The 14,279-nt window shown below is 59.2% G+C and carries 12 protein-coding genes, 1 tRNA gene and 1 pseudogene; 9 read left to right on the top strand and 5 right to left on the bottom strand.

What is annotated here, in order from left to right; translation table 11 throughout:
* Nucleotides 1-178 precede the first annotated feature (178 nt).
* Nucleotides 179-1,444, top strand: coding sequence for a hypothetical protein (locus M017_RS0106415; RefSeq protein ID WP_031496684.1), 1,266 nt, complete (start codon nucleotides 179-181; stop codon nucleotides 1,442-1,444).
* Here the strand turns inward: M017_RS0106415 and M017_RS0106410 are convergent.
* From M017_RS0106410 to M017_RS0106390, 5 genes are read right to left on the bottom strand one after another with little or no spacing between them, the layout of a single operon-like run.
* Entirely contained in the window at nucleotides 1,401-2,834 is a 1,434-nt protein-coding gene (locus M017_RS0106410; RefSeq protein ID WP_031496682.1) for an oxidoreductase, read from the bottom strand. The two genes, M017_RS0106415 and M017_RS0106410, sit on opposite strands and share 44 nt — an antisense overlap.
* Complete coding sequence (locus M017_RS0106405; RefSeq protein ID WP_031496681.1) at nucleotides 2,797-4,071, bottom strand: MFS transporter; 1,275 nt, start codon at nucleotides 4,069-4,071, stop codon at nucleotides 2,797-2,799. The genes M017_RS0106410 and M017_RS0106405 overlap by 38 nt, the downstream gene beginning before the upstream one ends.
* 17 nt (nucleotides 4,072-4,088) lie before the next feature.
* Nucleotides 4,089-4,826 carry a 3-ketoacyl-ACP reductase gene (locus tag M017_RS0106400; protein ID WP_031496680.1) on the bottom strand — a complete coding sequence of 246 codons (738 nt, stop codon included), beginning with the start codon at nucleotides 4,824-4,826 and terminating at the stop codon, nucleotides 4,089-4,091.
* The gene (locus tag M017_RS30165) at nucleotides 4,819-5,682 is read right to left on the bottom strand and encodes a hypothetical protein (protein WP_031496678.1); all 864 of its coding nucleotides are present in this window, start codon (nucleotides 5,680-5,682) and stop codon (nucleotides 4,819-4,821) included. Before M017_RS30165 ends, M017_RS0106400 begins: the two co-directional genes overlap by 8 nt.
* 17 nt (nucleotides 5,683-5,699) lie before the next feature.
* Nucleotides 5,700-7,193, bottom strand: coding sequence for a hypothetical protein (locus M017_RS0106390; protein WP_155121281.1), 1,494 nt, complete (start codon nucleotides 7,191-7,193; stop codon nucleotides 5,700-5,702).
* 15 nt (nucleotides 7,194-7,208) lie between these two features.
* Between M017_RS0106390 and M017_RS0106385 the strand changes: the two genes are divergently transcribed.
* The 8 genes and pseudogenes from M017_RS0106385 to M017_RS0106350 all read left to right on the top strand — a co-directional run bounded on the left by M017_RS0106385 (nucleotide 7,209) and on the right by M017_RS0106350 (nucleotide 14,279).
* A complete protein-coding gene (locus tag M017_RS0106385; RefSeq protein ID WP_031496676.1) occupies nucleotides 7,209-7,862 on the top strand; it encodes a YggS family pyridoxal phosphate-dependent enzyme in 654 nt (217 codons plus the stop codon).
* Entirely contained in the window at nucleotides 7,859-8,938 is a 1,080-nt protein-coding gene (locus tag M017_RS0106380) for a glycosyltransferase family protein (protein ID WP_031496675.1), read from the top strand. Before M017_RS0106385 ends, M017_RS0106380 begins: the two co-directional genes overlap by 4 nt.
* Nucleotides 8,939-8,990: 52 nt before the next feature.
* Nucleotides 8,991-9,371, top strand: coding sequence for a BlaI/MecI/CopY family transcriptional regulator (locus M017_RS0106375; protein WP_031496674.1), 381 nt, complete (start codon nucleotides 8,991-8,993; stop codon nucleotides 9,369-9,371).
* Nucleotides 9,368-11,371 carry a M56 family metallopeptidase gene (locus M017_RS0106370; RefSeq protein WP_031496673.1) on the top strand — a complete coding sequence of 668 codons (2,004 nt, stop codon included), beginning with the start codon at nucleotides 9,368-9,370 and terminating at the stop codon, nucleotides 11,369-11,371. Before M017_RS0106375 ends, M017_RS0106370 begins: the two co-directional genes overlap by 4 nt.
* A 34-nt stretch (nucleotides 11,372-11,405) precedes the next feature.
* A tRNA-Cys gene (locus tag M017_RS0106365) sits at nucleotides 11,406-11,480 on the top strand.
* A 339-nt stretch (nucleotides 11,481-11,819) separates the two neighbouring features.
* Nucleotides 11,820-11,915, top strand: coding sequence for a type II toxin-antitoxin system RelE/ParE family toxin (locus M017_RS30640; RefSeq protein WP_155121512.1), 96 nt, complete (start codon nucleotides 11,820-11,822; stop codon nucleotides 11,913-11,915).
* Nucleotides 11,912-12,183: pseudogene (locus M017_RS30635) on the top strand (helix-turn-helix domain-containing protein). The gene M017_RS30640 and the pseudogene M017_RS30635 overlap by 4 nt, the downstream one beginning before the upstream one ends.
* A gap of 806 nt (nucleotides 12,184-12,989) precedes the next feature.
* Nucleotides 12,990-14,279: a YeiH family protein gene (locus tag M017_RS0106350; RefSeq protein WP_035957698.1), complete on the top strand. Its 1,290-nt coding sequence runs from the start codon at nucleotides 12,990-12,992 to the stop codon at nucleotides 14,277-14,279.

Genomic DNA, 14,279 nt, shown 5'->3' with positions numbered 1-14,279 from the left:
CGTGGCAAACCTATAGGCCCGAACCCAAGGCTGCGGAGAATCCACTTTCAGGATTGCAGTCCGTGGAGTACCTCTCGCCGGGCGTCGTTCCCTTGCAGCATCCATTGAATGTCCGTACGGCGCTCGTACTGTTTTCGGGCTTTGGAGGCGGTGATCCCTCGAGCTTCTTAAAAGTGAATTGCCGCTTCTAGACACCCTCGATGCCGGCGCCGCTTTTCGTTACTATGACGGCATGGCGCCCCTTCTTGCGGTCTTTCTCGTACTTGCCGCGACAGCCGAACCGCTCTCGAAAGAAATGGAATACCGGCTGTCTCTCGCGCGTGCCCTGCCTGCCCCTTACTCTGCTGCGGTGATCGTTGCTCTGATGCCGTCAGCGAAGCTCAGCCGTGGCCAGGCAACCGCGCTTGCCGAGGAAGCCTACCAGTTGGCGGGCGACGATCAGGCAACTGCCGTGCTTGCCTGGACTGCCTATCGCGACAACTACGATCCGAAGACCAACCCGCTTCTCGACTTTCCCCAACGCGAACGCACCCGTCCCGCAAGCTGTGAGCAGACCGAAGTCAACGACCCCAGAAACTACTACCGCAACGCTCGCGCGGCCGGTGATGCGGAGTTCCAGCTTGCCTTACGCAACATTCGTTCAGCGGTGGAGGTGGGACGGGCCATCGAAGTGCTTGCCGGGTTGCCGCCGGTCGAGCAGAATGCGCTCGTCCCCCGGCTGACACGTTTGCTGAGTACAGCGAGCGGTTCCGATCGCGAGTTCCTCTACGCCATCCGTTTCACGCGGCTCCACTCCACGATCCTCGAAGTGGCAGAGGACAGACAGGTGACTTCCGGACGGATGCTGCTGGCGAGCTATCGCAACTTCCTCACCACCAACTTGTCTGGCATGCGCTGCGCCAACAATCGTGCCGAAGAGTTCAAGGGCATCCTCGAAGAATTCAATCGTACGGCCGACAAGATTGGCGGCGTACCCATGCTCCCCTATGAGGCGGCGCGCGTGATTACAGTCGATCCGGGCACCAAGGCTGATCGCATCACCAGTTTCCCGCTCACCTACAAGGTGGCCCAGGCGCCGATTGACGACGTCAGCGTCACGGGAATGTTGCATGAGATTGAGCAGTTTCAGCCGGAGGAAACCCCGGCGACCGGGCCGATCCTGACGGCGAAGGTCTCGATCTATCAGAAATTTGCCGCCCGGCTAAAAGGCAATCGCTTTGAAGACCGCGTGGTGCGCGAGTGGGTACACTTTGTCGCCTACAGCCAACTCCAGGAGGAGAACCCCAAGCTTTGGTTCGCCTGCGCCAGATCCTTTGCCGACTGGGCAAAGAACGATACCGCGAAGCTTTCCGAGCTCGCCAGTGCCGGAGACCCGGCACTGGCCGCTTATGTCCGGTTGGTTACTTTGCTGCCTGAATCCGAAGTAACTCGCGTGCTTCCTTGATGATCGGGCCGTAGACTTCCTTGTCGTAGGGCGGGCAGCCGCTGGGGAACTGTCCCAGATCGTTGTGCTTCTGCCGCATCAGCCAGGTGCAGAAGGTCACAGTGCGGCAAACCTGCTTCGCATCGAGTTCGCCCTTTTCAAGAATGTCCTTGGCAAAGTGCGGATAGGCGAGCGCGCCCCGGCCATAGCCAAAGAAGGCGATATTGCCTTTCTCGATGTTGGCCGCCGCTGCATTGGGCGCATAGATCTGCAACCAGCTATAGCCGGTGCCCACCATCGGCAGGCCGGGAAAGCTACGCTGCAACTCGCCGGCAATGCGGAAGTGCCGCTCAACGCCAAGCAGCGGGTGCTCCGGCATCTCGTAGTTGCCATCGTCCGGCTTCTCAAAAGGACGGCCCACATGCGGGTTGTAGTAGGGGCAGCCGATCGAGACATTCAGCAGGTCGATACCCGCCTTCTGGTAGATCGTGATCGCGTCTTTGACGTCGGCCAGATCTTCCTGCAGCGGGTCTTCGCGGTTGACGCCAAAGCCGTGTGGATAGGGCAAGGGGTAAGGAAGCGGCACTCCGATATTGCCTTGCGCGGCATCCTTCACATAGGGCACGCTATCAAAGCAGCCCAGGCGCATGGTCATCGTGAAATGATTGCCAAACTTGGCGCGCAGCTTGCCAAGGACGTTGACCGCAAAGCGGGTCCGGTTCTCGATGCTGCCGCCATAGCGGCCTTCGCGAAGCTTCGCCCCCATCAGCTCTGAAAGCAGATAGCCGTGGGTCACTTTCATGTCGAGCGAGGTGAAGCCGGCCTCTTTGGCCAAGGCCGCGCCGGCGACGTAGTCGTCCTCCATGCGCTCCAGTTCGTCGTCGCTGATGACAGGATGGTCCGCTGGCGTGTTCGACTTCTGGTCGATCAGCGGATTGTGATAGGCGATGGTCTTGTGCGGGAACGAGTAACGGCCGGAATGGGTCAACTGCATCGGCACGAGTAGATCATCCACCGTGCCCCAGGTGGCCTTGTGGCGCTTTTCGATCTCCGACAGAATGCTGCGATAAGACGCAACGTTCTCGCGGGTGATCCACAACTGCCGCGCGTTGGCGCGCCCGTCGCTGCGAATCGCAGTGGCCTCAAACCACACGAGCTTCGCGCCGCCTTCGGCAAAGCGCTGGTAGCGGCGAACGGTCAGTTCTCCGGGAGTGCCATCCAGCTCTGCGTCGCATCCTTCCATCGGATGGATGCACATGCTGTTGCCGATCTCGCGGCCAGCAACGGTAACTTTACGGGCGAGAATTTCAGAAACACGGGATTTGTCGTGGACAAACGCCGTATTTCGGCAGCCGAGCTGCGCCGCTTCAGCTTCAAGCTCGCTGAGCGTCTTGTATTGGAAGTACCTCATTTTCCTTCTTGTGTCCGGGGAGCAATGCAATTGCGATTGCACCAATGGCCGCCATCACGAACACCACGTTTAAGGCTACACCATAATCGCCGTAGTTCTCGCGCAGCCACGCCACGCCGTAAGGGAACCAGGTTTGCCCAATCGTGTCTGTCGGCAGGATGATTGCCATGGCCCGGAACAGCGAGTTCACTCCAAAGCGATCTGCCGCCATCAACGGAATCATCATGTAGTCGGCGCCCATGCCAAAGCCGAACAGGATCGAGAACAGATAGACGCTGAATTCCTGCTCCGGCCGCACCAGCAACAGCAGCGGAATGGTGCCGGCAACGATGAAGTAGGTGATGAGCATGACGACTTTCTTCTGGAAGCGGTCGGCCATGTAGCCCATCACCATGCGCCCGGCCACCGAGCTCAAGGAGATGATGAACAACGCGTTCGCGCTCGTCTCATTCAGCAGCGCCTGCGTGCTGAAGCCCTGTTCCTTGAAGATGAACTTCATGTGCTGGTTGACCGAACCGATGGCGCCAATCGAACAGCAACTGCCCACCAGCAGGAGCCAGAAGGAGCGTTGTCCCAGCAGATAGCGGAAGCTCTTCGGCGCAACCTTCTGATCGGATGCCGCTTGTGCGGCCCCGTCCGGAAACTGGCCCAACTCCGCCGGCTTGTCCTTGATGCCGAAATAGGCGAGCGGCCAAACCAGCAACATCAGGCAACCGATGACCACCAGCGCCTGCTGGAAGCCGAAGTTCTCTGTAAGCGGCTTGGCAATCAACTTCTGCGAGATAGCCGCAAACACGCCAACGCCCAGATACACCACCGCCATCGCCTTGCCACGGTTGGTGCGGAACCACTGGCTCACAATCACCTGATGGACAATCGGGCCCGAAAAGATGTAGCCCACCGTGTATAGCACCCAGAAGGACCAATAAACGTAGATCGAACTGCCCATGGTGCCAAAGCCAACAAAGGCAAGGCCTGTCAGCCCGGTACCGGCGATCAGCAGCTTGCGCGGACTAAAGCGATGCACCAGCAGCGGCCCCACCCAGAGGGTGAGGGTGGCGGCAATTGGAAAGCCGAGCGTGATGTCCTTGCGGCTCCACCCGAAAGTCTTTTCGTAGTAGTCGTAGAAGAACGGCATGCCGTAGTAGGGAATCCCCACCGAAATGCCGAAGGTCAGGAAGGCGAGAGCGACAATCCACCAGCCGTAAAAGCTTTTCTGCGCAGTATCTTGAGCCATTGGAAAAGTTTAAGGTATCACAGCGTGCGCAGGTGAAAACCGCCATCGACATTCAGCTTCTGTCCGGCACAGTAGTCGAGCAGTCCGTCGGCGATGGCGCGCACTGCTTTTGCGATGTCTGAGGCCTCGCCCATGCGCCTCTGTGGCAGCAGGCCGGCGGCAATCTTTTCCTCGTACACCGACTCGACCTTCGAGATCATGTCGGTCCGGATGATGCCTGGCTGGATCTCGAAAACCAGAACGCCTTCCGGGGCCAGGCGCGCCGCATAGGTTTGGGCGCACATCGATAGGGCTGCCTTGCTCATGCAGTAATCGGAGCGATTCAGGCTGGTGGCATAGGCCGAGAGCGAGGTGACAAAGACGATCCGCCCGGAGCGGCGTTCCACCATCTGGCGGGCAACGGCTTGGGTGAGAAAGTGCGGCCCCTTGAGGTTGGTGCCCACCAGCTCATCGAAGCTCTCCTCGGTCGCATCGAGAAGATCCCGGCGCTCGCGCGGGGCGATTCCGGCATTGTTCACTAAGAGATCGATGCCACCAAATTTTTGCTCGGCAAAGGCGACCAGAGCCGCGCGATCAGCGGCAGAGGAAATGTCGCTCTGGAGAATTTCGGCTCCGGTTTCTGCCCGGAGGCTCTCCGCTGCTTCCCGATTGCCACGATAGGTGGCAATCACCTGGTGTGTTTTTGAAAGTTCCTGCGCGATGCCGCGCCCAATGCCACGGCTTGCGCCCGTGACGACAGCGATTTGTTTATGCACTCTTGCGGGATTTGATGCGATCGAGAATGCCGCCAGCGATGACTTTGCCCTTCTCGAATGCTTCTTCGTACGCCGCGCGGCGTTCGCCGCGCGTGTATTTGTAGCCCAATCGGTAGTATCTCTCAAGACTCTTGCCGACAACAAAAGTACCGGCATAAGCTACTGCCGCTTTGGGAATGAGCCCACCGCCCATCGGAATCTTTCCCACCAGTTCGCGTGCTACGGCGCGCCAGCCGAAGGCGCCGGCAATGATCGAGCCGATTTCGGTCCGTTGCTCGCCATAACCCACCCGGTGATCGTTTGCCGCACCCAGCAGGAAGGTCAACCGGATCTGATTCATGGTCAGAATGACGGAATCGGAAGCAAATTCGCCTACCGCCCAGGTCAATCCGAGGATCGGCGCGATGTTGGGCAACGCGGTGGCGAGTGCAAAGCCGGCATTCTCCAGCGAAACTTTGTGGATCAGACGGGTGCAGACTTCTTCCCGGAAGGGCTGGAAGAGCCGGGCGAGAGGCAGGCCCAACTGCTCGTGCTTGTCGAGGATCTGCCGCACCACTTTCTTCGGGTCATCACGGCGGAAAATAAAGGCATCGGCCGGAGCAATGGCGTCCTCAGCGTAGATCTCGACATCAAACTGCGGCGGCTTGTTCAGCTCGCCAGCCAGATAAATCATCTGCGAGGCTTCGGTTCGCTTGGCCGGAGAAATGCCCGGCGGCAGCAGCCAATCGGCCATCGCCGTATAGCTCGAGGCCTGGGAGGCAATGAGATGAATCGCCACCGGCTGCTCGGCGGTCGACCGGACTTCACTCGGATTCAAGGTCGAGATGGCCTTACGCAACTGTGGAAGAAAACTCATGTTACTCACCCCTAATTTTACATACGTAGTACAGCGTCCAGCCGTTGCCGCCACTGCCCATTTAACCCCACACGTAGTATCGAACACTCGGTTGGCAGCCACTGCAGCACTGCATCTGTCATCGGATGAAAGTGGAGTGATGGTGAGACTAAAAACACGCGGGGAGCGTTTCTGCTGAGCTCCAGCCCGGGAAAGTACCCAGAGCCTGGAAAATCTCCGTGATCGAGGTGGTGACGCACCCGTAGCCAGTAATCAAAAGCCTGCAAGGGCAGATGGATATCCTCGCTCGCCTTCAATTCGAGGATCGCCAGACGGCCCTCGAGGTCGATTCCCAGCAGATCGACGGCGCTACGCTCGCCCTGCAGCGATCCGAGCGCCTGCCCGTAGATCCAATCCGGCTGGAGGCAGGCATCGATTTCAGTCAGATGGCGGCGCACCTCCGCCTCCAGCCATCGTTCCGGTTCGTTCCGGTAAATTGGGTTCGTTTGGTTGCTGGCTCCGGCTTGGCGCAGGGTCAGGACTTCCTCGATCTGCCGCACAATCTCCGGGGCATCGCGCTCTGTCGCCTTTTTCCGTCTGGGCACTCCGAATTCGAGAAGCGGCAACTGATTGCCAGAAGGGCTGCGCAGGCGCCCAATCTCCAGCCCGCGAATCCGGTAGGACAGGCTTCCGTCGCTCTCCTCGGTGGTGTCCACTTCCGGATAGCGTCCGAGCAGATACACCCACCAGGCCGGTCCCCCCAACCGGGAATAGCGCGGCAAGAGTGTCGTTTCGAGATTGCCGGAGTTTGCCGGGTCCAACAGATACTCGTCGCCGTTCGCTGCATACAGCCAGATCTCCACCCGCAGCCGTGGATGGAGATTCCGAGCCAGCAAGACCACCGGTCTTGCATATTTTTCAGGTAGATAGAGCAGTAGACGGCTCGCCGCAATCTCGCCGTGATGGCGCTGCACCCAGTCGAGCCACACGAGCGCGAAAGTCAGCGCATGAAAGCTGGTGTCGCGATCGGGCGCCGCGAGTGCGGCGACGGCTTCCGTTCCTCGCGTCAAGAGCGCAGTCGGAAACACGGGTGACAGCGACGCCTCGAGCTTCGCCTCACTGCGAAAGGTCTCCCAGCGCCAGTTCCCGAAGTTGCGATTCAGAAATAGGCGGAACTGCTCCCGGAACGCAGAGCGGCCAGTTTTCTCGATTGCCACCGCGGTGCGCGCATCGGCGACGTCCACCAGCCGAACCGCCGCTTTCTTTTTCCCAAATCGAAACGCTTCGAGCTCCAGACTCTTCCGGATCGGCACACCTGCGCTGAGGATCTTGCGCGACCACACCCGGCTCCCATCCCAGGCCTCGAGCCATGTGCCACGGGCGGTGATATCGACGCGAAAACAATCGCGCGCGAGCGCCAGCGGCTTCTCTCCGGGGGCAAGGAGAGCCGGACTCTCGCAACTTGCAATGAAGTTTCCAATTGCCTCGGCGATCCGTTCCGGAATCATGCCCGATGTTTGTGCACGCTCCATGCCAAACTTTGGGTAGTGCTCCAGGATCGACTCTCCACCGTTGAAGAACGCCTCACCCTGGCCTGCCAGCGCGCGGGCCGCAAGCGCGACGAGGTGCTGCTGCTTGCTGTCACCAAGATTTTCCCCGCCGAGGTCATTCTCGAAGCCTATGCGCTGGGTCTACGCGACTTCGGCGAGAACTATGTGCAGGAGTTTGAGGGCAAGTATCCGCTGGTCCAGCACCTCACGGACGCGCGTTTCCACCTGATCGGCCATCTCCAGTCGAACAAGACAAAGAAGGCTTCTGAGCTGTTTTGTTGCATCCACACCATCGATTCACCAAAGATCGCGGCTCGTCTGAACGGCGAGAAGGAAGTCTTCATTGAAGTGAAGCTCTCAGAGGAAGCCTCGAAACACGGCTGCGCACCCGCCGACCTGCCTGCGCTGATCGACGCGATTGCCGCGCTTCCGAATCTGAAGCTCAGCGGTTTGATGACGATGCCCCCTTGGGACGAGAACCCTGAGACGGCGCGCCCCTACTTCATCCAACTGCGCAAACTGGCGGAACAGTACAAGCTGCCGAAGCTCTCGATGGGCATGTCGAACGATCTGGAAGTGGCCATTGAGGAAGGTTCCACTATCGTGCGCGTGGGCACGGCGCTTTTCGGGAAGCGCCAGAAGCCGCAATGAAGCTCGGCTACCACGCGCCGCTGCCTCCTGCGAAAACCGGCGTCGCCCAATATGCCGCCACGCTATTGCGGCATCTCGCGCCGCTCTATGAGGAAGGCGGCGACCTCTACCAGATCGGCAATAACGGCCTGCACTGGGAGATTTACCAGCAAGCCCTCGCGAGGCCCGGCATTGTTCTGCTGCACGATGCCTGCCTGCATCACTTGCTGCTCGGCAAGTTGAAACGGGATGAATACATCGAAGAGTTTGTCTACAACTACGGCGAGTGGTTTCGCCAAACGGCGTTGCGCTACTGGGAAGCGCGGGCCGGCAGCGCCGCCGACGCAAAATACTTTGCCCGTCCCCTGCTCCGCCGCCTGGTGGAGCGCGCGAAGCTCACGATTGTCCACAACGCCGCCGCCGAGGCTGCGGTGCGCCATCATGCCCCCGCCGCGAAAGTGGCGCTGGTGCCGCACCTCTTTGAGCCTCCGCGCGATCACTGCTACGGCGAGATTGAACAGTATCGCGAGCAAGTGTTGGGAGTCACCAGGGACGAGTGCCTGTTTGCCGTGCTCGGGCATCTGCGCGAATCGAAACGCATCGATACGATCCTGTCCGCTTTTGAGCTTTTGGTCGTAAAAGGTCTGAAAATCAGGCTTCTCGTGCAGGGAGACTTTGTTGGCCCCGATCTCGAGCGGGCGTTGGCGCCACGGCTGCGGACATCCCACATCCTGCGCCGCCCTTATCTGAGCGAAGACGAGTGGTGGTTGCAGGCGCATGCGATCGATGCCGTGATCAATCTGCGTTGGCCGCTGGCAGGCGAGTCCTCCGGAATCGCGACGCGGCTGATGGGGATCGGCAAGCCAGCTTTGCTGACACGCAGCCTTGAAACCCGCGATATTCCCGAGGCTGCCGCCATCCAAATCGACCCCGGCCCGCCCGAACGGGCGCAACTCGAACACTTTGTCGCCTGGCTCGCGCTCCAACCCGAAGCACGGCGCGCCATTGGGCGCCATGCGGTCCTCCACACCCGGCAGTTTCATCACGTGGAGCGCGTGGCGGCCCAAATCGCAGAGCTCCTGCGCGCCAACACTTAATTCTTTAGTTGACCATTTGCGCCTCCGGTGCTATTAATTCTTTAAGAGTTCCATGGCGCGGAAGAAATCAACTACCCTCACGGAAGCCGAATTGCGGCTGATGAATGTCCTATGGACGCGCGGCAGCGCGACGGTGAACGATGTGCTGGAAGGCCTTTCCTCGGAGCCGCCGCTTGCTTACAATACCGTACTGACCACCTTGCGCATTCTCGAAGAGAAGGGCTATGTCCGGCACAAGAAGGATGGCCGCGCCTTTCTCTATGTGCCGAAAGTCCAGAGGGAGCAGGCGCAGAAGAGCGCGCTCCGGCAGTTGCTGAGCCGCTTCTTTGAGAATTCGGCGGAGCAACTGGTGTTGAATGTACTCAAAAACGAAAGACTCGATGCCGACGAACTGCGCCGGCTCAAAACCATGATCGGAGAGGCGGAATCATGAGCATCTTTCTCGAAGGTTTTTTCAATGGATGGTGGCAAGGGATTGTCCTGACGCTGCTGGTCTGGCTGGTGCTACGGGATCTTCCTCGTGTGAGCGCGGCCACCAAGGCGAGTATCTGGCAGTTGACCCTGCTGGTGGTGATCTTGCTGCCCCTGCTGCAACGCATTCCTCTGCCGGTATTTGAGCAGGCTGTTCCCGCTGCTTCCCTTGCGCGCGGTGCGGAGACTCCCCTGCCGAAACTTCCGATCGAGTCTGTGGTCCGGACGCCGCAGGTGGAGGTGGAAGAGCATGAATCGAAGCTCCTGCTCTTTGCTGCTGTTGTGCTCGGTTTCGTTCAACTGCTTCGCCTCGTTTGCGGCTACTGGATGGTTCGCAGGCTGAAGCGGAAGTCGATTCTCACGGAACTGGAACTGCCGGTCCCGTTGCGGCGTTCCGTTACCGTGCAACTCTCCGACCGGGTGGGCATGCCGATGGCGCTGGGCTACCGGCATCCGGTGATTCTCATTCCGCGCGCCATGATGGCGGGCCTGTCTGCGGAGGAACTCCGCCTTGTTCTGCTCCACGAGTGCGTGCACCTGCTGCGCCGCGACGATTGGATGGCGCTTGGCGAACGGATCCTGCGCGCGATCTTCTTCTTCCAACCCGCGGTGTACTTCATTGGACGGCAGATTGAGCGGGAACGCGAGATTGCTTGTGACGACTGGGTGGTGGCCCATACAGCCGACACCGCGCCTTATGCGAAGTCGCTGGCCCGTGTCGCGGAACTGGGTTCCGGCTCTGGGCTGCCCTTACTGGCAACGGGCGCCGGAAAGCCCAAAGAGATCTTCCAGCGTCTGGAAACGCTGCTGGACCGTACCCGCAATCGCATGCCGCAGGTTTCGGGATTGCTGCTGTTGGCTGCTGTGCTGACCTTGCTGTTTGCCGTCTCTCAAGGCACGGCCTTCAGCCGCTTCTTCGGGTCGGAGTATTACTCCTCGCGCATGCTGGAAACGAACGGAAACAAGCGCAGAGTGGTGAAGGTGCGGGGGGAAGCGCGCTATCGCGCTGACGATCAGGATGTGGAATGGATGTCGCCCGGCGCCAAGATCCTGATGGAGCAATCCGATGGTTGGCAAACCCGAAAGGTGGAGCTGGAACCCGATGCAGACGGCCGGATCTCGCGGCGCTATTTCGTCGATGGCCGGGAGCATAGCTGGGACGGAGAGGCGGAGCGCTATCTAGCCAAGGTCCTGCAGCCGTGGGTGCGGGAGCAGGGGCAAAATATTCCGGAACGGGTGACGCGTCTGCTGGCGCAGTCGGGCGTCTCAGAAGCAATTGACGACATCCGGACCATTGGCCGCGAAGATGTGAAGCGAGCCTATCTTGAAGAACTCATGCTGCGTTCGAAGCCGAATGAGTTGCAACTCCAGAAGATTCTGAAAGTGGCCCGTGACATGGGGTCAGATTCTGAGAAGCGGCGCTTCCTCGAGCGGACCGGCTTCTTTGACAGCGGTCTGGAGCCACAGGCCATGGCCTTGGTGGATAGCATCCACTCGAATGAAGACCGGCAGGCGCTCCTCGAGCGGGTGCTGATGCGGGGGCTCCGGGGGGATGGCGCGTTGTTGCGCTTTCTGCACTCGGTGGAGTTGCTCGAGTCCGATGACGCCAAGGGGAATCTGCTGGTGTATACGGCGAGTGAGGCAAAGGGGCCTCTGCCGGGCGCGTATTTCGACACGGCGGCGACGGTGCATTCCGATGCGCAGCGGAGCCGCGTGCTGGTGGCCTCGATGCGCCGCCGGGAGGGGGTGGCCGCGAATCTCGGTTCGATCCTGAAATTGCTGCGGGGACTCCCGTCGCAGGAGACACAAGCGGAGCTGCTGCTGGAGCTGGCGATCACATTTCGGGGGGATGGAAAGGCGCTCGACGAGATCGGCGAAGTGGCCCGGGAACTGCATTCGACGAAGGAGCGGGAAGAAGTTCTGCGAGGGATTGCAGAACGGCGTTTGACGGCAGCCCTCTGAGAACGCTAACGTAATAGGTGAAGTATCGCGGTGAGGCGCGGTAGCCAAGTGGTAAGGCAGAGGTCTGCAAAACCTTTATGCACCGGTTCGACTCCGGTTCGCGCCTCCAAAATACTTCGAATCCTAAAGACAGAAGTTCTTCTGTTTTGGCGGCTTGCGAGCCGTCCCACCCCCTACAATCACCGAGTAGCCCTAAACCGTCGCTACGGCAAATACCGCCTCCTACGGGAGCCATCCTCCTACAAAAGTCGCGACATGTCGTGACCTTTGCAAAGCAGATGCCCGATGATGCGGTGGGTGGCATATTTGCTCGTCGTTTTTGCCATTGCTGTCCTGCTGTGGAGCCTTCTTGCCTGCGAGCCGATGCTACGCCGCCAACGGCCGTCCACAACCTTCGCACCTCCCTTAGAATTTGGCCAACAACCGGCTTTGTGTGGCCGCCTGGCAAATGGTTCTGCTCCATGCGTTCGTCAAGAAAGCGCAAAAGACACCCAAGGCTGACATTGATCTGGCACTGAAACGAATGAAAGGAGAACCACGATGAAGAAGAAAAACATCGGGTCGTCTTTCGATAGCTGGCTCCGCGAGGAGGGCATCTATGAGGAAAGCACTGCGACGGCAATTAAGCGCGCCAGGTAGAAGCTGCGATGAAAGAGCAGAATGTCTCCAAGGCTAAGATGGCAAAGCGCATGCACACGAGCCGCGCCTCACTGGATCGCCTGCTTGACCCGGACAATGATGCGGTGACACTTAGCACTCTGCAAAAGGCTGCTACGGCTGTGGGCGGCCAGATCCGGCTTGAGTTGGTTTGAGGACTGTTTGCAAGACCTTTATGTATCGCTTCGACTCCCGTTCGCGCCTACGGACAGAGCCCCTGCTTGTGAGCCTTCTTCCTTCCCTCCAACTCCAATTTTGAAATCGATCCGCAATTCCTTTTGTCGATATACTGCTTTGAGCCGGCCGGCGATCGTGTGTAACAGTTCTCGCGGGCGAGAATATATTGATAGCTTCGCTGTGCTGGTCGTGGCGTTTGAAGGATAGAGCGGCGCTCCGGTGGCTCCGAGCTGAGTGGAGTGTTCATCACCGGCTGCGTCTGGATTTTTTTTTAGCGAAGGACTGAACGGTAGACACGTGACAACCTAAACTCTGTTGCTTTTCATACGATTTCCTTCAATTCAATTGCACTTCTCCCTGCTCACGTAGCGCTTGGAGCCCGATGGCGAGAGAGTGTAGCAACCGCCACGAGGCCCACGCAGATATCCGGTGTTTCCCGACGCTACGCGCGACGTCTGTGTGACGAGCCCTGGAGTTTTAGGTGCTAGAGGGGCGCAATAGCTGCGATCGACATATCGCTTTCGCCCGCCGGATCCCAAGGTGTAGCAGCCGCCTCGGGGGCCAATGTAAAACTGAGCAGAAGCATCAATCGCCAGCAATAACAGCAGACAGGCGACAAACTGGAAGACTCCGTTTGTACGCATCGGGTTGAATCCTTTAGCCTAAAGACAGATCGGTCTCGATTGCATCGCCTGACCAGCGTCAGGTCACAATTGCGATCCTACAGCTTATCTCGGTGCTGCATCGCATGCTTGCAGCTTCATCCGATACCATGTCTTGAGATATGGCTAGCCACTCCACTCAACCCAATCCTGTCCGCCCCTGGTGGAGTCTCGAAGATTGGACGACGGTCTGGATTGGTTTGATCAGCCTTATTGCGATCGTGGGCGGCTACCGCCCGAAGACCCCGGGGCTCAAGTGGGGCTCCCTGCTCGACCTACCCTCTCTGATGACCGCCAATTGGCTCCTTGGCTGGGCCGGAATCGCAGTTGTGATCGGCTTGCTCACCTGCCTCGGCATGTTCATCATGCGCGAGCGCGTCTCGAAACAATTGCTGGCCTTCCCTTTCGTATTCGCTCTCGGCTTAGCCGCTCAGCTTTTTGCGGGGAACTCGATTGCCAGCCACTGGGGGATCGAGTCGGTGATTTTTGCGCTGGCGATTGGCCTGTTGTTTAGTAATGTCATTGGTACTCCGGAATGGTTGCAGCCTGCTGTGCGCACCGAGTTCTACATCAAGACCGGACTCATCCTGATGGGCGCCACCATCCTCTTTGCCGATATCCTGGCCGCTGGCGCGCTGGGGATCTTCCAATCGATTCTGGTTGTGCTGGTCGTCTGGTATTTCAGCTTTTGGCTCTGCAAGAAGATGAAGCTCGATGACGAGTTTGCCACCATGCTTTCGACGGCTGTTTCCATTTGCGGTGTCTCGGCCGCGATTGCCGCCTGCGGTGCGATCGAAGGCGACCGCAAAAAGCTGAGCTATGTCACCTCGATCGTCCTGATTGTGGCTGTGCCGATGATCGTCATCCAGCCTTATTTGATCCGTGCCTTTGGAATGCCGGACGTGGTGGCCGGGGCCTGGCTGGGCGGGACTCTTGATACTACCGGTTCCGTTGTGGCTGCGGGCGAGTTGATCAGCGAGACGGCAGCGAAGATCGGGACCATCGTCAAATTCTCACAGAACGTGCTGCTTGGCCTGGCCGCCTTCCTGCTCTCGATCTGGTGGAGCGCGCGGAAGTCGGCGGCAGGCAAAGGAACCAGCGCGATTGTGATCTGGAACCGCTTTCCGAAGTTCGTTCTTGGCTTCATCACCGCCTCGCTGATCTTCTCATTTGCCTTAGAGCCCGCGCTGGTCAAGACGACGAAGCCAATCATCACAAACCTGCGGAATATCTGGTTTGCGATGGCCTTTGTCTCGATCGGCCTCGAGACGAAATTCACCGACTTGCTCACGATGGAAGAAGGCCGTCCCTTCTGGGCCTTCCTCGGCGCCCAAGCCTTCAATGTTGTCTGGACCTTGATCCTGGCCTGGCTGGTGTTTGGCGGCATCTTTTTTGAAGTGCCGCAGGTCTAG

It is taken from the genome of Bryobacter aggregatus MPL3, assembly GCF_000702445.1.
In the GTDB taxonomy this organism is placed as follows: Bacteria; Acidobacteriota; Terriglobia; order Bryobacterales; family Bryobacteraceae; genus Bryobacter; species Bryobacter aggregatus.
This window is presented reverse-complemented; position numbering and strand designations above follow the sequence as displayed.